Source organism: Chryseobacterium sp. UF-290 (assembly GCF_058245615.1).
The window spans coordinates 249463-271769 of the sequence record NZ_JBSICB010000003.1 but is presented as its reverse complement, the minus strand read 5'-3'; the positions used below and the strand labels follow the sequence as shown (position 1 = coordinate 271769).

Here is a 22307-nt window from a genome sequence, read left to right as displayed (position 1 = left end):
TTTACCAAAAAATCACACAAATAACCGGACCCTAATATCAGCAATGGAAAACAGTTTTAAAAATTTCGAAAGAACAATCAAGAAAAAACACAGCATCAATTTCACCCCAAAATATAAAGAAGAATTCAAAACATCTGTTAATGAAACTCTATTCATTGCTATCGCAGAGAAAACATTTGAAAAACTGGATTGGGATCTAATTTACAAAGATGACAACAGCATAGAAGCCAAACGTAAAGAAGCAGGATGGGTAAATGAACGATGGACAGAAATCATTACAGCCCATTATAAAAATGGAACCGTTTTAGTAAAAAGTGAATCCTTAGGTAGCGAAATCTGGGATGCCGGGAAAAATTCTAAAAGAGTAAAGCTATTCATTTATGCCTATCAGGAAACCTTAAAAACGTTTGACCAACAGGCACTCAATGAGCTCGAAAATGAAGTAGAAAAGAGAAATAATTGGGATGATTATATCATTCCTGAAACTTTGCCAAAGCCAACACAAACAAAAGTACCCAATATTACACTGCCACTTATCGGCGGTTTATGTATTTCTTTAATTCTTGGCTTTATAGTAGCATTTCTTTCTATAAAAGGACTGTACTTTCTTGGGTTGTTTGAGTTTCTGGTGGCAACAGCTCTTGTTTTTGTAATGAAGCATGTACTTAGATTCTCAAACTATACTGATTTTAATAAGTTACAGTATCTGTTTGGTACAATGATACTTTTAACCTACATTTCAAACCAATATTTTCAATATGAAGTCATTTTGAATACAAATAATCTTGAGAGAATTGGATTTTTGAATTTTTTACACATAAGATTTTCACAAGGTTTTATAATAAACAAGATAAACACCGGATGGATTGGATGGATTGTTAGCTGGATTATACAACTTGGGTTAACCGGTATTTTTGTATATTTCAAACTAGCTAATGCGCTTACAAAATATGTTATTGAAAGAGTACCACCAGAAGTAGTTGACTTTACATTCTATCATCTGTTAAAAGATAAGTCAGAGGAGGAAGTCAGATCCGAACTTGCTAAAAAGGGATGGTCGGATATACAACACCAAAATGAAGCATTTGAAGCCATTGTTGGCCATCAAAATGTAGTAACATTGAGCAGGGTTAAGTAATGCTAATTAAACAAAACAATAAATCATAACACCATTGAAAACAAAATTATTATTCCTTTCATTTTTGACCACACTACTAGCCCATGCACAAACCCTTGATTTTAAAAATCTCGCTAATATGTCTGTAGGCAGAGGTGCTACAACCAGTGTCATCGTGGATGATAATATCTATGTGAGCAATGGATATCAGGAAAAGGGAGGTAATGCCAATTATATTGAAAAATATAATATTACTGACAACAAATGGAGTGTTCTCAATGCTACTCTAAGTCCCAAAAAATTTGCTAACTCGGAGACTTACGATAATAAAATTTATATTTTTAACGGTTGGGGAAACAGCCATCTTGAAATTGTAGACCTTGCAACCGATAAGGTAACAAAAGGAGCTGTTAACCGTTCCTATACAGGAAATGCAGGTTCGGCCATCCATAACGGAAAAATATATGTGTTTGGTGGCAGCGGATTAAACGGAGCGGCAACCACTGTATTTTCTAACAGATTCCAATATTATGATATTGCTTCAGATACATGGCATCCATTACCCGATATGCCCACAGCCAGAGAAGCAAAGGGCAAAATTGTTAATGATAAGCTGTATGTAATTGGTGGTTTTAACGGTACCTCATCCCGTCTGATCAATGTTTACGACCTCAACACTAATCTCTGGATCAAGCAATATACGATGCCTGCTGGTATATCCGGACACTCATTAGCGGTATCCGGTAATAAGATTTTTATTGCAGGAGGTTACAATAATCAAACTTTTCTGGCCTATTTTGATACTACAACCAATAAGTTTCATCAGTTATCATCCAATATGATTCCCAGAAGACACGCTGCAGCGGAAGTATATAACAATAAACTATACATCATCGGCGGAAGTACAACGTCTATAACCAAATCAGCTATTAAAAGCATACAAGTGGCAGATATTACAGACAGTGCCCTCTCTTCAAATACAGCCAGTGAAGATCGTGAGACTAAAACAAGAGTCTATACCAATGCATCCAGAGACGGTTTTGTAATCAGTAATAAAAATAACAGCAATCAGTTTGAATATACCGTTTTCTCAATGGATGGGAAGCCAATCAGCAAAGGTTTTGCCTATTATAACCGAAATATAGATTTATCAAAAGTACAAAGAGGAACTTACATTTTCAGTTATAAAAATGAAAAAGGAGTTTTACAACAGATCAGAATTGTAAGATAATCATGAGGTCGCGGAAAAGCATTAAACTTAATAAAAAGAATGTTACCGAAAATCAGCATGGAAATTTCTGCTAGATTCCTTATATAAATTACATACATTCTCACATTTTTATCCCCCCAACTTTCCCCTATATTTGTTTTAATAACGACCTGATCAGTGTCGACGATGTAAAACCAAATAAAATATGGCAACAAAAGAAGAATTCTGGGATAGAAAAAAGCAATTAAATGATGACTTTTTTGTGATGGGCTCGGTGGCAAATCCTGCAACCGAAGAACAAATCAGGGAATATGAAGAAAGTACAGGCTTTACCTTTAGCGAGGATATTAAAGACTTTCTGACCACATTCGGATCCTTGATTTTTGAAGTCAAAGAAGAGATATGGAAACGTCCCGATGAATTCGATGTTCTACCAAGCTGGAAATTCGGATACGGCTTTTTTGTGTACGGACTTTCCCAAGACGAAGAGATGCCTTCATGGATGGGATTTGAAGAAAAGCACGATGAAGCTCTTGAATATAAAGAAAAGCCCCTGGGACAATTATTCTTCAAACGCAGCGGAAATCTCTACCGCGCCTATACCGACAATGGGGTCATAAAAATTGAGTATGACAAATATGACGACGAAGATTATGAAATATTTGATGGAAATATTTACGACTTCTTAATTGAGGAAATTAATAATTTGGAACAGGATTACCTGGAATATATTAACGAAAAAAAGCCCTGATCAGAATATGAAAAAAGCATTTGAATTCCTTAAACAGTTAGAAAAAAATAATAATCGTGAATGGTTTGCCGGGCACAAAACAGAATATGATTCGGTTATAAAAGAAAACAAAGTTTTTTTCAACCAGATCTATACTGAACTTCAGGAGCACGATAACCTCAAAGGCATCCATATTTTCAGGATTTACAGGGATGTTCGATTCTCTAAGGATCAGACGCCGTACAAAACCAATTTTGGAGTTGGGTATTCCCGTTCAAAACCGATGCTGAGAGGAGGATATTATATCCATCTGGAACCCGGCAACAGCTTTGTAGGAGGTGGATTCTGGGGACCTGAAGCCAAAGATCTGCTTCGCATCCGTAAAGAATTTGAGCTCAGTACTGCGGAGATCGAAAAGATTACTTCTGACAAAACCTTCCTGGAATATTTCGGCGAACTCAAAGGCGATGCTGTAAAAACAGCTCCAAGAGGTTTCGCTAAAGACCATCCCGCCATTGACCTGATCAGGAAAAAGCAATATATAGTCATGCGGAAATTTACTGATAAGGAGGTTTTCTCGGACAATTTTCAGAATGAAGTACTGCAAACTTTACTAGCCATGCGACCTTTTTTTGATTATATGAGTGAAGTGCTAACGACTGATCTCAATGGAGAGCCTTTATTTTAAATCTTAACTAAAAACCAATTGACTCATGATTAAACTATATACCTTAATAGCAGTAGTACTCTTATTCTTCTCCGGCTGTAAGCAAAATAATATGGAATACAGTATCGGCCAGGAATGGAAATACGAAACCCGCTCTTCGGAAGAAAATTCTACCCTTAAAATTTTAAAGATTGAAGAATATCCCGAAACAGGAAAGGTAATTCACATCTCAATTAATGGTTTAAAGATTAAAAATCCCAATAGCCGTGAAGGCTTTGCGGAAAACCTCAGTCACATTCCTATTTCTGAAGAAGCATTGAACAAAAGCGTTACCAAGCTACAAAATGAAACCGGTAAAATGCCTGATTCCATTGAAATGGACGGATATTCTTACTGGAAAAAAGAGTTTGACAAAGGAAACGCCGGCATATTCACGATTCCTGTTTCTGAAGTTGTGGGTTCAATGGAAAAAGCAATTATTTCAGGAAATATTACTGAATAATCTCCGCTGACATAGCCTCCTGGCCTTGCACCATAAAAATAAGTTAACCTAACATATTCTAAAGCCAGGAAATTTCAGAGAGCAGAGGTTCCCGGATTCAACTAATTTTACAGTTTTGTACCGTTATTTCAAGACCAGACAGATAAAAGCGTTCTCTTTGTCTTTACAAAGCGTTTATTGTCGTACAGGATATTCTAAAAATTACACAATTATTTTCCGACGCATATTGATGTAATACTTAAATTTAGATGTTAAATGTAAATATCTGATCAAACTAAGCATCCATGAAAAAAATATTTTTAGCATTTCTATTTTCCTTTCACATTACAGCTATATCTGCACAACAATCTGAAATTCAAGATTCAGATCATATCTCTGATTATTTCGAAGAAATTAAAACAGCTACTCAACAAGGTATCAAAATATGGAATAAGGATCTGTATGGCGGGATCCTGTTGGTAGAACCTAAAACCAGGCAAGTATACAGCAATGAGCCGGATGCCGCCAATAGCTTAAAAAAACAAAATGACATCTATGTAGGAAAGCTCCCGGATAATGTTAATATTGCCAACACGTCTACCTTATGGAACGGTAAAACCTGGGCGATGATCATGCTTCCTTTACCTGAAAATAAATATGACCGGATTAACTTATTGGCTCATGAGCTTTTCCACAAGGCACAATCCTCTTTAGGATTCATACAAAACAATAAAGAAAGCAATCACTTAGACCAAAAAGACGGAAGAATATATCTTCGTTTGGAGTTGGAAGCCCTTACAAAAGCGATCCTCTCTGATTCAAGAAAAGAACAAAAAGATCATTTGACCCATGCGCTTATCTTCCGGAAATATAGAAATTCTCTTTTCCCGGAATCTTCAACAATTGAAAATCAGCTGGAACTGAATGAAGGACTTGCAGAGTATACCGGATTTATCATCAGCGGAAGAAACAAAGCACAAACAAAGGAACATTTTACCAATACGACCAATGCGTTTCTTAAAAACCCAACCTTTGTCCGCTCCTTTGCCTACAGCACAACTCCCGCATATGGGTATCTGCTCAGCTTAAAAGATAAATACTGGAATCAGAAAATTAAAGGAGATACTGATCTGACAGAATTCTTTATTCATAATTTTGGAGTAACAATACCTGACCATCTGCAGGCAGCTATTGAAAAGACCGCGGATCATTATAACGGAAAACGCATTGTATCAGAAGAGAAAGCAAGAGAAGAAAAAATAAAAAAACAGATAGCAGAATATAAAAGCAGACTCATCGAACAGCCACATCTTGACATAAAATTTGAGAAAATGAATGTCTCCTTTGATCCAAGAAACATCATACCGATCGAAGATAAAGGAACTGTTTATCCACAAATAAGAGTGACTGATAACTGGGGAATTCTGGAAGTGGAAAAAGGAGCATTAATGAGTAAAAACTGGGACAAAATATCAGTTGGAGTTCCTACAAAAATAAATGATGAAGTGGTGGAAGGTGACGGCTGGACGCTCCAACTCAATAAAGGCTACACTCTAAAAAAAGATGAAAAAAGTAATAGTTATATGATCCTCAAAAAATGATAAATCCTGTTTTTATAATTTGTAAAAGAATAGTGAATACTCACCCAACGCCAGCAGGATGGAACGTGCCTTACATCCCAGAATGGTAAAACAAACCTCCTGAAAGAACGGCTTCCATTAAGCTAATTACTGATGAGTGGATAGATTATATGCATCTCGTTAAGCTGAACGGGTCATGGAAAATAATCAATGTCCTCTGGCAATACAGCGATGTAAGCGCCATACCCATTAACCCGAGAATAACAAGCATTGATCATAAGATCGACTTTTAACTGAAAAATTATTCCGCCATGAATGTAAAATTGGATACAATCATCCTGTATGTAAAAAACATTGAATTACTCAAAAACTTTTATGTTGCGAACTTCAGTCTGAAAGTGATTGAAGAAGATGATGTCTGGGTCCTTATGAATGCAGGAGCTGTAAATATCGGACTTCATAAGATTGGAAAGCAGTATATGGAAAAAATAGCAAAAGGACATTTATTTGACAACAATACAAAGCTTGTCTTTGAAATTGATACAGATATTGAAACGGCAAGAAACGAGCTTGTTTCAAAAAACATTCAGATGCGGGAGATCAAAACCTTTGAAAATTATGACTTCTGGCTTTGCGACGGAACAGATCCTGAAGGAAATGTATTTCAGCTAAAATGTAAAAAATGACAGAGCGTATGAAATACAAATATCTGTAAAGCCTTATCAGTAAAGGAACAAAAGCACAGATCTGATTTAAGATCATTTCTCCTTCATTATCAATTGATATTTTATTTATTTTTATAGAACCAAACCACTTTATAAAATATTAATATTATGAGCTTAAAGACATTAACCACCAAAAGCGTTCAGTACAATAATTGGGTAGTCAATAAATATATCGACTGGCTGTCTGCAAAATCAGACGAGCAGCTGAACCAGGAAACGATTTCAAGTTTTCCGACCATTTTAAAGACCTTACATCACATCTGGCAAACCCAGGAATACTGGTGGAGCTACATTTCAGAAAATAACGACTTTGATTTTGAAAAAACTTTAGCAGTAAGCAGTAAAGAAGATGTTTTCAATGCCATTAAAAATAACTCACAAAAACTCGTGGATTATGTAGAAAGCTTATCTGAAGAAGACCTGTCTAAAAATATAAAGATCGAATCCCAATGGTTTCAATGTGATTTTTCAAAATATGAATATATACAGCATGCTATTCTTCATGGAACCTATCACAGGGGCCAGATCGTAACAATGGGAAGAAACATCGGAATCACAGATGCTCCGATGACCGATTTTAATTTCTGGAATATTTATAAAGATCAATAGTAACCGCTAAAAACATAATAAACTTATCCATAAGTGCAGATACTTCGGAAATTCCGGTTTACTATCATGGTACCAAAGCTGATTTAAAAAACGGGAACCTGATCGAAGCAGGCCTTACCTCCCATTACGGAACTCAGAAAAAAGCCATATATATTTATCTCTCGGCAATATTAAAAGCGGCTACGATAATCATTCTGACCGCCAAAGAGCTCTTGGAAAAAGTGGTTATGAAAAATATATAGAAGGTTTTATAGTTATCCACAATTTCTACAGCAAACCATAAATTGCTATTCTTACCAAAAACGCCCCTCTCCCAGCAGGATTGGGGCTGCCTATAATATACCGGAATAATTTCACCTTATCTCACAAACAGTAAAATGTGTGGATAACTTTTCAATATCCGTTTCCACACCATTAATAAAATGTGGATAACTTTTTCAATACGTACACAAAGGATTAATAATTATATAATATTCAATTATTTACGATGGTATATATATCCACACTTATTTTTATTTGTAAAAACGAGTATGGATAAGCCATGTTGATAACTTATGCACGTTCTGTTTCAGGCTTCCATTCATATCCAAACATAGAATGATAAATATTCATTCATAATCATTTATGATTTTTTTGTAAATTGCATTAGATAAATCACAAACAAACGAATTAAACATATCAAAATATTGATTTAATTACACTTACAAACCAATCACAAATAAAAAATTCATTTTCAAATCTGAATAATAAATAAAAAGAACAAATATTTTTTAAACAATAGATAAAAACACTTCCCATATTAATGCATGATCAAAAGTTATCCACAAATGAAAAATAAATTGAATAACCCAATAATCCCTCATTCAAATGAAAACACTCAACATCAAGGAAAACATCATCCCTTACCTTGGGGAAACAGCACCTTACATTTCTATTCCTGAAAACATTATTTTCAATGGCAACAGGATAGAAACAGAAATTTCAAATTATAATTTCGATCATGAAAATTTTTCCAGCCTATTAAAAATTTTATCTTCTTTAGGAAGCTGCAGTTTGTATAAGCTTTTAAATCCCACTTCCAAAGAACAGGTCTATTTTCTGGGAGAAAAATTGAGAATAAGGCAGCTTTCTTATAAAAGATCAGACAACGCTTCCATTATCTGTGAAAGCTTTTTAGAATCAGACAGGAAAGGAAAATCATCTCTTCTGATCAGGGATCTCATTTCAGGGGAAGCATTGTACTCTTTCGAACTTGATTATCATATCATATCGAAAGATGCGTTTAAACTTTTCTATAAAGATTATTTTACTGATGTTCCCGTAGAATATTATGATGATACCCTTCCTAAAGGCAGCATCACGATAGAAAACGACCGTCAGTTTACAATCTCCATAACACCTTTCACACCCAATCAATGTAAGGGGCATTTTGAAAATTACCCCATTGTACCTGCTGTTTTCATTACCAATTGCGCCTTAAGAGAAATTTTCAATTTTCTGGGAGGCAAGGAGTCTTATGACGTCGATAGCCTGGAAGGCTATGCCACCAAAGCGATGCCTACAGGAATAGAGTACCGGATCGAGGTCTCGCATCAAAAGCTTTTAAAGAATCTTACTTTTTTCAAATGTGAAGTCAAAGATCTTTCAGGCACTTCTTATATAACCATCATCGTTAATTTAAGATCCAGGGAAAATAAATAAACCCAGCACTCCCTGTGGTAAAGTGCAGGGAGTATTTTTTATCATCCCTTTCTAATTAGTTATTACCTCATCAATTGAATTTTCCCTGCTGAATAGCATTATACAAAAAAAGAAAGCTGACAAAAGCTTAGAATTGAAATCAAATATACCGTTCTTTAACATGCTTTTTGTAATTTAGAACATTAAAATATGTACACTAACCAACGCAAACAATATTCAATGGAAAAATACGCAACATCATCAGATGGCCAGAAAATTCATTATAAAGAATCCGGCAGCGGAAACATATCGCTTATTTTGGTACACGGCTGGCTGGGAAATTCAGAATGGTGGACAGATCAACGGAAATATTTTGAAGATCGGTATCATGTTATTTCAATGGATCTGTCCGGACACGGAAAATCTGATCCCATCAGTGAAAACTGGGCCAGCGAGCACTATGCAGGTGATATTAAAGCCGTAGCAGATGACATTCAATCCTCAGAGATCATACTCGTAGGACATTCTATGTCAGGAGCCTATGTACTTGAAGCTGCTTTAAAAATCCCAAAGGTCAAAGCCATTGTTCTGGTAGATACATTAAAGAATCTGGATGAAGTTTATACTGAAGAGCAGGTTGAAGAAGTTTTGTACACACAATATCGGAATGATTTTAAAAATGCGGTGGAAAACCTTCTTCCACAATTTCTTTTTGCAGAAAAAACACCTCCTGAAGTAAAAGAGAGAATTCAATATGAATTCCTTCAAAATACACCTGAAAAAGCGATCAACCTTCTTAGCCCCTTGTACAAAACAGATTTCAGAAAGATTGCAGAACAGATCCCGATCCCTGTAGTTGCGATCAATTCGGATGCTTCTCCTACTTATCCCGAGAACAACCGAAAGTATCTGAAAAATTACGACTATGTGACCATCACAGAGGTAGGCCACTACCCTATGCTTGAAAAACCGGCGGAGTTTAATCTGATCCTGGATAAAGTTATTGAAGGGCTAATCTGAATTACACCTTCAGAGAACCAAAAAACCAATTCCATTCTGAATATAGAGTGGAATTTTTTCATTCACAACAACGCTTTATTATTGATAATTCCTATCAAAAGATTTTTCTCATTTCAAAAAACTTCCCGAAATTAGCGATCTGTGCGTTAAATACTATTCAATGAAATAAAAATTTAAATTACAACATACAGCAAAACTTAGTATAAGTTTTCTTCGGGGCAGGGTGAAATTCCCTACCGGCGGTTACAGTCCGCGACTCCTTTCCTATGAAAGGACTGATCTGGTGAAATTCCGGAACCGACAGTTAAAGTCTGGATGGGAGAAGAAAATGAAACGATCAATAAGATTCCTTATGGGCTCTTGTTGTGTCGTATTTCATTTCCATGTACCAAAGACTATTTTAACTTTTAAAAGTAAAATAACATGGAAAAATTATTAGAACAATTCGGAGCAACCTCCGGAGAACGTGTAGAAAATGCACTTCTTACATTACAAAAGGGAAAAGGTATTCTTTTAGTAGATGATGAAAACCGTGAAAACGAAGGCGACATCATCTTTCCCGCTTCCACGATTACAGAACAGGATATGGCACTTTTGATCCGTGAATGCAGCGGAATCGTATGCTTATGCATTTCTGAGGAAAAAAGCCGTCACCTCAACCTCCGTCCGATGGTGGAAAACAATAATTCAAAAAATCAAACCGCGTTTACCATTTCTATAGAAGCCAAAGAGGGAGTAGAATCCGGCGTTTCGGCTAAAGACAGGGTAACCACTATCAGAACTGCTGTAGCTGCCAATGCTAAAGCAGAACATATCGCAAGCCCGGGACACGTTTTTCCTCTCATCGCCAAAAAAGATGGCGTTTTTGAAAGACGTGGCCATACGGAAGGAAGTGTAGATCTTGTAAAGATGGCCAATCTGGGTGATGATGCTGTACTTTGTGAACTGACCAATGAAGACGGGTCGATGGCCAGACTTCCGGAAATCGTAGACTTTGCGATCAAAAAAGAGATGAGTGTCGTAACGATAGAAGACATTTATGCTTACCGTAAAATGATCCTCAGCAACTAAACATCAATTTATTTAGCGCACAGGGCATCCGCACGATTTTATCATGCGGATGCTTCATTTAAATAACCTGAGCTCAGGATAAGGCATTTTGTCTTAAACCTGATAGGGAAGAACTTCGGATATTTATAAAATATTCTTTTCTGAACAGTTTTTTTTATCTTTAAAGCAAATAACAGTTTATTCCGGATCAATAATCTCATATGAAAATCCTTATCATAGAAGACCATAAAGAGCTTGCAGCCAACACTACAGATTATCTCAAAAAAGCAGACTATATCTGTGAAGTAGCTTCTGGCGCTAAAGAAGCCTTAGAAAAAATTGAGCTTTTTGAGTACGACTGTATTCTTCTGGATCTTATGCTCCCTGACGGTAACGGATTAGAAATTCTGAAACATATTAAAAATGATGCTCCAAAGGCAAGTGTCATCATTGTTTCGGCAAAAAACTCTTTGGATACAAAATTAACAGGCTTAGATGATGGAGCTGATGATTACATCACCAAACCTTTTTCTTTACCGGAGCTTCATTCCAGAATAAAAGCTGTTCTCAGAAGGAAAACTCCTGAAACGAACCGCCTGCTTAATTTTAATGAAATTATTATCGACTTAGAGTCTAAAGAATGTAAAATCAATGGTCAATTGCTCAATCTGACCAAAAAAGAACTGAATTTATTAATATATTTCATCAATAATCAGAACAGAATGCTTTCCAAACAGGCTATCGCAAGCCACCTTTGGGGCGACTATACTTATAGCATTGATAATATAGACTTCGTATATCAGCATTTAAAAAACTTACGAAAAAAAATCATTGATGCAGGTGGAAAAGATTATCTTCAGACTGTTTACGGATTGGGATATAAATGGATCGATAAATGAACTTAAGCTTCCGTTTTGCCAGGGCATTCACCATTTTGGTGTTTTTCGTCCTTATCATTGGCTTTACTATTCTGTATTTCGCTTTCGAAAGGGCGACAATGCGCTCTGCTATTCTTAAGCTTGAGGATCTCAATGCTTATGTAGCGAATAAATTAGAACAGGATCCGGGCTATGATTACCTCACCTCCCATCATCGGCAAACCCAGGTAAAGATCCTTCCCGCCAATTCCCAAAGTACCAAGGAAAAAATCATTGAAGAAAAATACATCTGGAACAAAAGCATTCAATCCTATATCAACAAGATTACGGTAATTACCTATCCGGTCATTCATCAGAAAAAATACGAAATAACAAGTGTACGCTACATAACGATTATTGAGAATCATTTTTTAATAAGTATTATAATGGTTGTTGCCTGGATCATGGTTTTTCTGGTCATTCTCACCATTATCGTAAGCGTTTTGGTTTCCAAAAAAATTCTTGAACCCTTTTATCACGCAATGGATGAAATTAAAAAATTCAGTTTGAGAGATAATCGTTCCATGAATTTGATGGAGACAAAAACTGAAGAATTTAAATCATTGAATACGTTTTTAATAAAAATGTCTGAAAGCTCTAAAAAAGACTATCATGTATTGGAAGAGCTTTCAGAAAATACATCTCATGAGCTACAGACGCCACTGGCATCTATCAAAGGAAAAATAGAACTATTAATGGACAGTGAGCTTTCGGAAAATCAGCTCACTACCCTTTCTTCAATGAATGATGAGCTGGACAGGCTTTCGTCTATCAATCAATCCCTTATACTTTTAGCAAAGCTGGATCATTTTGAAAAAAGCGATTCACACCTTGTTAATTTCTCAGAACTCCTCAAAGAAAGGCTTCTTTATTTTGAAGATGTATTCGAAATTCAAAATCTTACACTGACAAAAGATATTGAAGAAGAGGTCTATCTTAATTTTGATGAAAATTTAGCCACCATTGTCATCAATAACCTCATCAATAATTCTAAAAAGCATAATATAGAACATGGAAAGATCTCCATAACACTTACAGACCGTTATTTCCAGATTTCAAATACAGGCAATCCACCTACCATTTCTACCGAGGAATTATTTAAAAGATTTAAACGGGGAAACCCTAATCAAAACTCCATTGGAATTGGTTTAGCACTCGTGAAGAAGATTTTGGAGATTTACGATAAAGAAATCCTTTATCATTTTGAAAACAATCTACACACTTTAAGAATCAACTTCGCAAAATAAAGCACTGAAATTCAAAAACATAGCAACAACTATCTGAATTTCACAGAAACTTCAGAATTTCTTCAGAATTTATATATTGTTTAGGTGCAAACAAAAGCACCCATGAAAAAACTGCTTGTTATTTTCAGTTTAGCCGTCATGCAATACACCTACAGCCAGGACACGATCAGCCTCAAAGAAAACTCTGTAGAAATCACTCCGGAGAAAAACCCTTTAGACATCGGAGAGCTTAAAATCAATCTCAACTCTAAAGGAGATAAATGGTTAAAATTAGGCATCTCCAGTCAGATCTGGCTTCGAAGCATTGAAAATAATCCGGGAACCAGAGTCAATGATGTTCCGCAGGAGCAAACCTATGATGCCGGAATCCGAAGAATGAGATTAATCGTTCAAAGCCAGCTGACTCCTTTTTATTCTGTTTTCTTACAAATGGGGATCAATAATCAGAATTTCATTTCAGGAGGTGGAACCGGAACCGGAAACAGTGGTGCCGGGAAAAAGGCTCCATTCTTTTTCCACGATGCTTACAACGAATTGGCTATTATTCCGAGAAATAATTTCCAGACAGGAAAACCCAACAAAAACAATCTTTACCTGGGCGCAGGCCTTCACTCATGGAATGGAGTCAGCCGGTTAACCAATGCCAGCACTACCAAAATGCTTGCAGGAGATATTCCCATTTTTAATTTTCCAACCATTGAAATTGCTGATCAGTTTTCAAGGCAACTCGGTGTTTTCGTTCATGGGGAATTTGACAGATTAAACTACAGGTTTAGTGTAAATAAGCCCTTTGCCACCAATATAAAGCCCACCGTTGGCGGTCCTGCGGTAGACAATAATCAAAGTGGAAAATTATCTTATTCGGGATACGCATTTTATCAGTTTTTCAATAAAGAAACTACTATAACTTCCTTTTTACCAGGAAATAATCTTGCTGCCAGAAAAGTTTTGAATATAGGAGCCGGTTTTTATACGAATAAAGATGCCACACAAACACAGCCTTCGGAAAATGTTTTTGAATCTCATCCTGCCAACATTTTTGGAGCGGATATTTATTCCGAAATACCCTTAGGAAATAAAAACAAAGAAATGGGGCTCACATTATATTCAGTCTATTACAGCTATCATTACGGACCCCATTATCTAAGAATGACCGGACTTCTGAATCCGGGAACCCCAGATCCTGAATTTACCGGGCAAAAAGCACTGGAAGGAGCCGGAAATAACAGGGTTTTGATGGGAACCGGAAATATCTGGTTTTCACAGGTGGGTTTTGTTCTTCCGAAATTCAGCACCATCCTGAAAGTTCAGCCCTTCTTCAGCTATGCTCTTAAAGACATGAAAGCCCTCAACCAAAACGGAAGCTATTATGACATTGGCGCCAGTTTTTATTTATATTGCCAAAATGCCAGGATTGTTGCCCAATACAGCAGCAGACCGTTATACGACATCACATCCAAAACTATTTTTGACAGAAAAGGTGAATTCTTACTGTCTTTACAAATCGTACTTTAAAAAATTTAATATCTTATCTATATGAATAATGCCCAAATTACCACCGCTCAAAGGATCAAAGCCATTGTTGGCGGTTCCATAGGAAACCTGGTAGAATGGTACGACTGGTATGCCTATGCTGCCTTTGCCATCTATTTTTCCCATTCGTTCTTTCCGGATTCGGATCTTAATGCACAATTGATGAATACAGCCGGCATATTTGCTGTAGGATTTCTGATGCGTCCGATTGGCGGATGGCTTTTCGGAAGTATAGCAGATAAAATCGGAAGAAAGAGAGCAATGACACTTTCTGTGTTACTGATGTCATTCGGCTCCCTCCTTATTGCCCTTACCCCGACATATGAGACCATAGGAATTCTGGCTCCGATACTTCTTTTAATTGCAAGGCTCCTGCAAGGATTAAGTGTAGGCGGAGAATATGGCGTTTCTGCAACTTACCTCAGTGAAATGGCAACGGAAGACCGAAGAGGTTTCTATTCAAGCTTCCAGTATGTAACGCTGATTGGCGGCCAGCTGATCGCACTTGGAATTCAGCTGGTTCTACAGAAAGTGCTTCTTACGGAAGAACAGCTGGAAAGCTGGGGCTGGAGAATCCCTTTCATCATCGGAGCAGCCCTGTCCGTTATTGCATTATATTTAAGAGCCAATCTTCATGAAACGGAAGCTTTTGAAAATAAAAAAGACATCAATGAAAAGAAAAAAGGAACGATCAGGGAGCTCCTTAAGCATCCTAAAGCTTTGCTTACCGTTGTAGGGCTAACTTTGGGAGGAACATTAGCCTTCTATACCTACACCACTTATATGCAGAAATTTTTAGTAAATACCGTTCATCTTACAAAAGAACAGTCTACCCTTATCTCATTCATCTCCCTGTTTATTTTCGCATGTCTCCAGCCTGTGTTCGGAGGATTATCCGACAGGATCGGAAGACGTCCGCTTCTTTTGGGATTTGGAATCCTGGGAACCTTATGTACTGTTCCGCTTCTTACGGCACTGAGCACAACAACCTCTATGTGGGGAGCATTTTTACTGATCATGGCAGCACTGATCATTGTGAGCGGCTACACCTCCATCAACGCTGTAGTAAAGGCAGAGCTTTTCCCTTCTGAGATCAGGGCTCTTGGAGTAGGACTTCCATACGCCATTACAGTTGCTGTCTTTGGAGGAACAGCAGAATATATCGCCCTTTGGTTTAAGCAGGTAGGTTCAGAAGAATACTTCTATTGGTACATTACCGGCTGTATTCTCTTTTCTCTTGTAGTATATATCGGTATGAAGGATACCAAAAAGACCTCAACGCTGGATAAGGATTAATTTAAACAGCTTTAGAACCGAGGCGCCGCAGATTCTCTGCGGCGCCTCGGTTTATTTTTTAATGATAAGCTTGTTTGAATTTTTCAATCATATTGTCCAGGTTATGTCGCTGGACATATACGCTCTTCACCTCTTCATACCTCGGCGATTTGTAGAAAACCTCATGGAAATCCATACTCCCGTTTCCTACCTTTACAACTTTCTGTACTTCAATATTCAGTTTTTTCAATTCGTCTTTAAAAACTTTAAATTCATCTTGGATACTACTGCTCATTTATATTTTGGGATTTTAATTAAAAAACTACTTTTACTATCTAACCCCCACTTAAATTAGGGGTAAGTCTCAAATTTTGATTAAAGTTAGTAAATTTATTGATACGTTCATAACACTTTAGCAATGTTTTGTTATTTTTTTTACAAATAGACAGCCTATTTTATAATATACGTACAGATTCCGTATTTTTAACCCTATTAAGACTTGTTACAAAACCATAAAAACCATGACTATTAAAGCATTCTTCTGTTTATTCTTTTTAGCTCTGCTTGCTACTATACATGCTCAGAAACCGGAATTCAAGGCTCCCGATTATTCGTCGATCCAAAAAAATATTGAGGATAAAAGCTCAGAATTCTATTATCCGGATCTTTTAAAAAGATTAAAGCAGAACGATACGCTTCTTACAGGCAGCCAGTATCGTCATCTTTATTTCGGGTATACCTTCCAAAAAAACTACAAACCTTATAAAAGCAGTAAGAAAGCGGAAGAAATGACAAAATATTACCGTGGAGAAGGTATTTCGGAAAAAGATATGCCGGCAGGGATCAAGCTTTTCCGGGAAGCTTTGGAAGAAAATCCAATGGATCTTCGCGCGATGAATTATCTCGCTTATATGTACCATCTGACGAATGATGATAGCACCGCAAAAAAGATTGCCGCCAATTTCCACGGATTAATAGGTGCCATTTTATCTTCAGGTGACGGGATAAAATGTGAAACGGGTTTCCATGTTATTTCCGTTATGGATGAATATGTGCTTTTGAATACATTTCAGATGGAAATGAAATCACAGGGTCTTACCGGAAAATGTGATTATATCGTCTTTGAAAAAGACAAATATAAAATACCGGGATTGTATTTTGACATCAGTAAATTCTATGGGAAAATATTGGATTAGACTAAGCCCGAAACAGGAGAACATCTAAAGTTTTACTAAAGCGATCTTTAAATTAAATTGTATTGCTGATCAATCTCCTCTTATCCAGTGGTTTCAGAGAAGGAAAAATATTTTTTTTTGAAAAAAAAATAAAATTGACTGTAACATTTTAAAAAGGTTCGTCTCTAAAAGACAAATAAACCTTACAACTTTAGAAATCATGAAAAAAATTACATTCCTTCTTATCATCATGCTATTTTTAGCCGCAGTATGCAATGTATTTGGCCAGGCAAAAACATACCCTTTTGAAGTAAAGAAAACCGGAAAAGGAAATCAGTCTTTAATTTTTATTCCAGGATTCGCTTCTTCTGGAGATGTCTGGAATGAAACCACTGCAAAATTTGAAAAGAATTTTACTTGTTATACTTTAACGATGGCAGGATTTGCAGGGGTAAAACCGGAAGCAGATGCCAGCTTTACAGACTGGGAAAAAGCAATAGCCGCCTATATCAAAAATAATAAAATTGAAAAACCCGTTATCATCGGGCACAGTATGGGAGGCGGTCTTGCCCTGGCCATTGCAGCAGATTATCCTGAACTGGTAGGCAAAATTGTAATTGTAGATACCCTTCCCTGTCTTGCGGCCTTATCTGATCCTGCCTTCACTTCTAAAGAGAGCAACGACTACTCATCAACAATCGCCCAACTAACCGCAATGACTGATGAACAGTTCCGTCAAATGCAGACACAAGCTATTCCACGACTTTTGGCGGATACTTCGATGCAGGAAACCGTGATCGGGTGGAGCATGAAATCTGACAGGAAAATTTTTGCCAAAATGTACTGTGACTTTTCCAATACCGATCTCAGAGAAAAAATAAAAAACATACAATGTCCTTCCCTTATCTTATTGGAATCCTTTTTCATCAATCTGAAGCCAACGATCGAAGACCAGTACAAAAACTTAAAAAACGCCAATATGCAATATGCATCGAAAGGCTTACACTTCATCATGTACGATGACAAAGAATGGTATTTCAGCCAGCTTAATAACTTTTTATCCGCGAAATAATGGTTTTTGAGGAAATATACGAAGTCTACTGGCAGAGAATATTCCGTTTGTGTATGGGATACGTCAACGATACTGAACTGGCACAGGATCTGGCACAGGAAACCTTTATCATCGTATGGCAGCAGCTTCCGAAATTCAGAAATGAATCCGGCATAGGGACATGGATCTTCAGAATCGCCTCCAACAACTGCCTACGGCAGATTGAAAAGGAGAAAAAGTTTGCCAAAACAGATCTGCCCGTTAATCTGGAAGAAAAAAAGCAGGAATCCCTGGAGCCTCAGATACTGCTGCTCTATCAGTTTATTTCAGAACTTCCGGAAACGGACAGAATCATCATTTCATTGGAACTGGAAGAAGTAAAGCAGGCTGAAATCGCTCATATCGTAGGGCTTTCGGAATCTAACATAAGAGTAAAGATTCACAGGATAAAAGAAAAATTAACACAAAAGTTTAAAGAAAATGGATTCTAATATAGATTTCAAAAATATATGGAAGCAACAGACTTCCCATAAGCCAAGCATAGAAGAACTTCTTGGAAGACTGAAAAAATTCAGGAATGAAAACCTGCGTAAACTTATTATAATGAATATTTTACTGATAACAGTTTCTTTATTTATTGCATTGATCTGGTATCATTATCAGCCGCAGCTTATCAGTACAAAAATAGGCATTGTACTTGTTATTCTCACAATGATCATTTTTTTAATCGCTTATAATAAGCTTTTTAAAATCTTTTATAAAATTGACAATACTCAGTCTAACGTGGAACATCTTCAAAATCTGTACGTATTAAAAAATAAGCAGAAATTTATGCAAACCACTATGCTGAACTTATATTTCATTATGCTCTTTTTGGGAATTGTTCTGTACCTGTATGAGTATACCTCAAGAATGACACTTATCTCCGGTATGATTACTTATGGGATCACTCTGGCATGGATCGGTTTCAATTGGTTTTATATACGACCGAAGACAATCCGAAAGCAACAGGCTAAACTTGACGGATTAATAAATAAATTTGAAGAAATCAATAATCAGTTAAAGGAATTGTAAGTTCCTCCGATATCCGATAATAAATCCACCCGGGAAATTTATATGAAGCCCAAAACCGGATCAGGTAAACCGCAGTACTTGGATATCCGACAATACGATAAGGAGTGTTTATTTTTATGAATTATGATTTTTCTTCTTCTTCCAATTCCACTTCATGACGCAGCTGAGCTTTGTACAACGTAGCATAATATCCGTTCTTGTCCAGAAGTTCAAGATGCTTACCTTCTTCCACAATTTTACCATGCTCCATCACAATGATCTTATCCGCTTTTTCGATGGTGGAAAGTCTGTGGGCGATAATAATGGATGTTCTGTTTTTGGTAATTTTCTCTGTAGCTCTCTGGATCAGCTTTTCACTTTCGTGATCGATAGAAGAAGTGGCTTCATCCAGAATTAAAATTTTAGGATCTGACAGATAGGCTCTGAGGAAAGATAACAGCTGCCTCTGGCCTAAAGATATCGATGATCCTCTTTCACTTACCACATAATCATATCCACCGGGAAGCTGCTCGATAAACTGATCCACTTCAATTTCCCTGGCTCCGGCTTTTATTTTATCCAGCGTAATGCTGCTATCTCCAAAAGTGAGGTTCTCAAAGATACTTCCATGGAAAAGGAAAACATCCTGCAGCACCACACCGATATGGCTTCTCAGATTATAAAGTTCATAGTCCTTTAAATCCACATCATCGATCAGAATATTCCCGGAATTGATATCATAAAGCCTGGTGATCAGACTGATAATGGTAGATTTCCCGGCTCCTGTCGCTCCTACAATGGCAACGGTTTCACCCGGGTTTACTTTAAAATCAATTCCTTTCAGAACCTCCTGCTTCTCATCATAGGCAAAATGAACTTTCCTGAATTCAATTTTTCCGGCGAAGTGATCTTTTTTCACGGTTCCGGTATTCGGCATTGAATTTTCTTCATCCATTAATCCCAATACCCTTTCTGCTCCCACAATACCTCTCTGAATATTATTAAAACGGTCAGCAATCTGCCTCAAAGGCCGGATCAGCATTGAATTATACTGAATAAACGCTATCACCACCCCGGCACTGATCGTAATATATCCTCCATAAAAAAGAATAAACCCGATGAAAAGTGAAGAGATAAGCTCCACTACCGGAAAGAACAATGAAAAGATGAAAACCGTTCTCAATAATGCTTCTTTCAGGGTAACATTGATATCATCAAATTTTTTAAACTCAGACTCCTGCCTGTTGAATACCTGAATGATCGGCATTCCTGCCAGTCTTTCCTGTACAAAAGAATTTTGTGTGGCTGTCCAGTTTCTTTCATCCCCAAAAGCTTTTTTAAGCCTTTTCTGGAAAAATCTTGTAATCACCACCATTAGCGGAAGAATGGCCAGCGTAATATAACTCAGATGAACATTGGTACTGAACATCATGATCAATACGAATACAATTCTCAGAATATCCCCGAAGACCATCAGGAATCCATCCGTATAAACCGTCGCAATAGTTTCCACATCACCTACGGCACGGGTTACCAGCTGCCCTATTGGCGTTTTATCAAAAAATGAGGTCCTGAAATAGATCAGCTTCGCATACAACCGTTCTCTGATATCACGGATAACGTTCTGCGAAATAAAATTGGAAAAATATACCAGGAAAAAGTTTAACACCGTTTCTGCAAATACCAGTCCCACCAAAATATAGATATGCTTCATCATTAAAGCCTTATCCTGCAACTTGGTGATATCATTATCTACCACCTCCATAGTCAGATATGGCCTGTAGGTAGAGACAATAGAAAGTATGACGGAAATGATCAGAGTAAGGATGAACCAGGAACGGAACTTCATTCCGATAAAGAACAGCCTTTTTATAATTCCCCAGGTATCTTGTTTTTTCATTGTTCGAATCGAAGAAAAGAATTAAAATAAAATTCTATGCAAAAATAAGACTTTATAAATTGCCAGCCTTTAGAACTTTGGAAATCGTGATAGAAAATTTCAGATACCTTTCATTTACAATATGAATAGCTTAGGTATATTGATCAGGGTGATAGTACTCCTGATTACTTTTCAAAAGAGTTCCTCGATCGATAGCTTTCATTACTGTTTACCCTTTTTCCATTGTATATCCAGATAACGGTATCCCAGCCATACAACGGCTAATGATAAGATCCATCCTAAAATATTAACCAGGGTAAAGCTATTGAAATCTATATCCTGTTCGTAATAATTAGGATCCATAATGATCCCGAAAAATCCATAGATAAGGCCAAATAAAAACTGTACCCCTATCCATATTGCCACACCTAAAAGGCCGTACTTCCATGGGGTTTTACCATTGCTGGCTGCCAGTTTCTGATAGAAGACAAATGTGATTATCGCAATTAAGATTGTAATCATTACTTTTATATTTAAAATTCATACCCCACATCCACCAGGTACAGCCCGTGTCCCGGTGCTGAAGTTCCGGCGGCATTACGGTTCTTATCCTCAATGACCTTACGCAGATCTTCCGGCTTCAGTTTTCCGGTTCCTATTTCCACCATTGTTCCTACAATAGCACGAACCATGTTTCTAAGAAAACGATTGGCAGAAACGGTAAATTTCAGTTCGGTCCCGTTCTGTTCCCATTCTGCTTTGTATATTTTGCAGATGTTGGTTTTGTTGTCCGTTTTTAGCTTGGCAAAGCTTGTAAAATCTTCATAATCAAACAAGATCTTACAGGCGTCATTCATTTTATTGATATCCAACGTCCTTTTCCAGTGCTGCCAGGCAGATTCCTGAGTAAAAGGATTCTTTTCCAGTGAAATATAATATTCGTAGGTTCTGTAGGTAGCATCAAAACGGGCATGAAAATCATCTTTCACCCGAAAGATTCTTTTGATTGAAATATCCGGTGGAAGAAAGCTGTTTAGTCTGCGGGGCAGCTCATCGCCTAGCTCCTGCTCCGTATCAAAATGGGCAAATATTTTTTTGGCATGCACCCCTGTGTCCGTTCTCCCGGCACCGGTCGTTTTAATCTCTTCCCGTAAAATTGTGGAAAGGGCTTTTTCCAGTTCTTCCTGCACAGAAATTGCGTCCGGCTGTATCTGATAGCCGAAATAATTCTTTCCGTTGTAAGAAAATTCAATAAAGTATCTCAAGGTATTGTAATAACTCCACAAAAATACTTTAATTTAACGAAAT

The 22307-nt window shown here is 37.0% G+C and carries 24 protein-coding genes and 1 riboswitch; of the genes, 20 read left to right on the top strand and 4 right to left on the bottom strand.

Annotation, left to right across the window (positions count from 1 at the left end; translation table 11 throughout):
- The first annotated feature begins 43 nt into the window (after nucleotides 1-43).
- The 16 genes from AC4IF5_RS05175 (at nucleotide 44) to AC4IF5_RS05100 (ending at nucleotide 15862) form a co-directional block, all read left to right on the top strand.
- On the top strand, nucleotides 44-1138 hold the full coding sequence (locus AC4IF5_RS05175) for a hypothetical protein (RefSeq protein WP_490732307.1): 1095 nt from the start codon (nucleotides 44-46) through the stop codon (nucleotides 1136-1138).
- Between the two features lie 34 nt (nucleotides 1139-1172).
- The gene (locus AC4IF5_RS05170; RefSeq protein ID WP_490732305.1) at nucleotides 1173-2348 is read left to right on the top strand and encodes a Kelch repeat-containing protein; all 1176 of its coding nucleotides are present in this window, start codon (nucleotides 1173-1175) and stop codon (nucleotides 2346-2348) included.
- A 184-nt stretch (nucleotides 2349-2532) separates the two neighbouring features.
- Nucleotides 2533-3078: a hypothetical protein gene (locus tag AC4IF5_RS05165; RefSeq protein ID WP_490732303.1), complete on the top strand. Its 546-nt coding sequence runs from the start codon at nucleotides 2533-2535 to the stop codon at nucleotides 3076-3078.
- Nucleotides 3079-3085: 7 nt separating this feature from the next.
- Nucleotides 3086-3745 (top strand): DUF2461 domain-containing protein, encoded by a 660-nt coding sequence (locus AC4IF5_RS05160; RefSeq protein ID WP_490732301.1) that lies wholly within the window; start codon nucleotides 3086-3088, stop codon nucleotides 3743-3745.
- Between the two features lie 25 nt (nucleotides 3746-3770).
- Complete coding sequence (locus AC4IF5_RS05155) at nucleotides 3771-4226, top strand: hypothetical protein (protein ID WP_490732299.1); 456 nt, start codon at nucleotides 3771-3773, stop codon at nucleotides 4224-4226.
- Between the two features lie 284 nt (nucleotides 4227-4510).
- A complete protein-coding gene (locus tag AC4IF5_RS05150; RefSeq protein WP_490732297.1) occupies nucleotides 4511-5806 on the top strand; it encodes a hypothetical protein in 1296 nt (431 codons plus the stop codon).
- Nucleotides 5807-6096: 290 nt separating this feature from the next.
- Nucleotides 6097-6471, top strand: a complete 375-nt coding sequence (locus AC4IF5_RS05145) for a VOC family protein (protein ID WP_490732295.1) — start codon at nucleotides 6097-6099, stop codon at nucleotides 6469-6471.
- Between the two features lie 147 nt (nucleotides 6472-6618).
- Nucleotides 6619-7119 carry a DinB family protein gene (locus AC4IF5_RS05140; RefSeq protein WP_490732294.1) on the top strand — a complete coding sequence of 167 codons (501 nt, stop codon included), beginning with the start codon at nucleotides 6619-6621 and terminating at the stop codon, nucleotides 7117-7119.
- On the top strand, nucleotides 7116-7361 hold the full coding sequence (locus AC4IF5_RS05135; protein WP_490732445.1) for an NAD(+)--rifampin ADP-ribosyltransferase: 246 nt from the start codon (nucleotides 7116-7118) through the stop codon (nucleotides 7359-7361). Before AC4IF5_RS05140 ends, AC4IF5_RS05135 begins: the two co-directional genes overlap by 4 nt.
- A 625-nt stretch (nucleotides 7362-7986) precedes the next feature.
- Nucleotides 7987-8820: a hypothetical protein gene (locus tag AC4IF5_RS05130; protein ID WP_490732292.1), complete on the top strand. Its 834-nt coding sequence runs from the start codon at nucleotides 7987-7989 to the stop codon at nucleotides 8818-8820.
- Nucleotides 8821-9039: 219 nt separating this feature from the next.
- Nucleotides 9040-9819: an alpha/beta fold hydrolase gene (locus AC4IF5_RS05125; RefSeq protein WP_490732290.1), complete on the top strand. Its 780-nt coding sequence runs from the start codon at nucleotides 9040-9042 to the stop codon at nucleotides 9817-9819.
- A 205-nt stretch (nucleotides 9820-10024) separates the two neighbouring features.
- Nucleotides 10025-10150: riboswitch (FMN riboswitch) on the top strand.
- 92 nt (nucleotides 10151-10242) lie between these two features.
- Nucleotides 10243-10890: a 3,4-dihydroxy-2-butanone-4-phosphate synthase gene (gene ribB, locus AC4IF5_RS05120; RefSeq protein ID WP_490732289.1), complete on the top strand. Its 648-nt coding sequence runs from the start codon at nucleotides 10243-10245 to the stop codon at nucleotides 10888-10890.
- Nucleotides 10891-11090: 200 nt separating this feature from the next.
- Complete coding sequence (locus tag AC4IF5_RS05115) at nucleotides 11091-11768, top strand: response regulator transcription factor (RefSeq protein WP_490732287.1); 678 nt, start codon at nucleotides 11091-11093, stop codon at nucleotides 11766-11768.
- Entirely contained in the window at nucleotides 11765-13033 is a 1269-nt protein-coding gene (locus AC4IF5_RS05110; RefSeq protein ID WP_490732285.1) for a sensor histidine kinase, read from the top strand. Before AC4IF5_RS05115 ends, AC4IF5_RS05110 begins: the two co-directional genes overlap by 4 nt.
- A gap of 102 nt (nucleotides 13034-13135) precedes the next feature.
- Entirely contained in the window at nucleotides 13136-14548 is a 1413-nt protein-coding gene (locus AC4IF5_RS05105) for a porin (protein ID WP_490732283.1), read from the top strand.
- A 21-nt stretch (nucleotides 14549-14569) separates the two neighbouring features.
- On the top strand, nucleotides 14570-15862 hold the full coding sequence (locus tag AC4IF5_RS05100) for an MFS transporter (RefSeq protein ID WP_490732281.1): 1293 nt from the start codon (nucleotides 14570-14572) through the stop codon (nucleotides 15860-15862).
- A gap of 58 nt (nucleotides 15863-15920) precedes the next feature.
- Here AC4IF5_RS05100 and AC4IF5_RS05095 read toward each other — a convergent pair whose 3' ends face one another.
- Nucleotides 15921-16136 carry a hypothetical protein gene (locus AC4IF5_RS05095; RefSeq protein ID WP_490732279.1) on the bottom strand — a complete coding sequence of 72 codons (216 nt, stop codon included), beginning with the start codon at nucleotides 16134-16136 and terminating at the stop codon, nucleotides 15921-15923.
- Between the two features lie 226 nt (nucleotides 16137-16362).
- On the opposite strand from AC4IF5_RS05095, the gene AC4IF5_RS05090 reads away from it, so the two are divergent.
- The 4 genes from AC4IF5_RS05090 (at nucleotide 16363) to AC4IF5_RS05075 (ending at nucleotide 19141) form a co-directional block, all read left to right on the top strand.
- Complete coding sequence (locus AC4IF5_RS05090) at nucleotides 16363-17037, top strand: DUF4919 domain-containing protein (protein ID WP_490732277.1); 675 nt, start codon at nucleotides 16363-16365, stop codon at nucleotides 17035-17037.
- Between the two features lie 199 nt (nucleotides 17038-17236).
- Nucleotides 17237-18088 (top strand): alpha/beta fold hydrolase, encoded by an 852-nt coding sequence (locus AC4IF5_RS05085; RefSeq protein ID WP_490732276.1) that lies wholly within the window; start codon nucleotides 17237-17239, stop codon nucleotides 18086-18088.
- Entirely contained in the window at nucleotides 18088-18558 is a 471-nt protein-coding gene (locus AC4IF5_RS05080) for an RNA polymerase sigma factor (RefSeq protein WP_490732275.1), read from the top strand. Before AC4IF5_RS05085 ends, AC4IF5_RS05080 begins: the two co-directional genes overlap by 1 nt.
- On the top strand, nucleotides 18548-19141 hold the full coding sequence (locus AC4IF5_RS05075; protein WP_490732273.1) for a hypothetical protein: 594 nt from the start codon (nucleotides 18548-18550) through the stop codon (nucleotides 19139-19141). Before AC4IF5_RS05080 ends, AC4IF5_RS05075 begins: the two co-directional genes overlap by 11 nt.
- A 121-nt stretch (nucleotides 19142-19262) precedes the next feature.
- On the opposite strand, the gene AC4IF5_RS05070 is transcribed toward AC4IF5_RS05075, so the two are convergent.
- From AC4IF5_RS05070 to truA, 3 genes are all read right to left on the bottom strand, one after another.
- Nucleotides 19263-21020, bottom strand: coding sequence for an ABC transporter ATP-binding protein (locus AC4IF5_RS05070; protein ID WP_490732271.1), 1758 nt, complete (start codon nucleotides 21018-21020; stop codon nucleotides 19263-19265).
- Between the two features lie 201 nt (nucleotides 21021-21221).
- A complete protein-coding gene (locus tag AC4IF5_RS05065) occupies nucleotides 21222-21521 on the bottom strand; it encodes a hypothetical protein (protein WP_490732270.1) in 300 nt (99 codons plus the stop codon).
- 11 nt (nucleotides 21522-21532) lie between these two features.
- The gene (truA, locus tag AC4IF5_RS05060; RefSeq protein ID WP_490732268.1) at nucleotides 21533-22264 is read right to left on the bottom strand and encodes a tRNA pseudouridine(38-40) synthase TruA; all 732 of its coding nucleotides are present in this window, start codon (nucleotides 22262-22264) and stop codon (nucleotides 21533-21535) included.
- Nucleotides 22265-22307 lie beyond the last annotated feature (43 nt).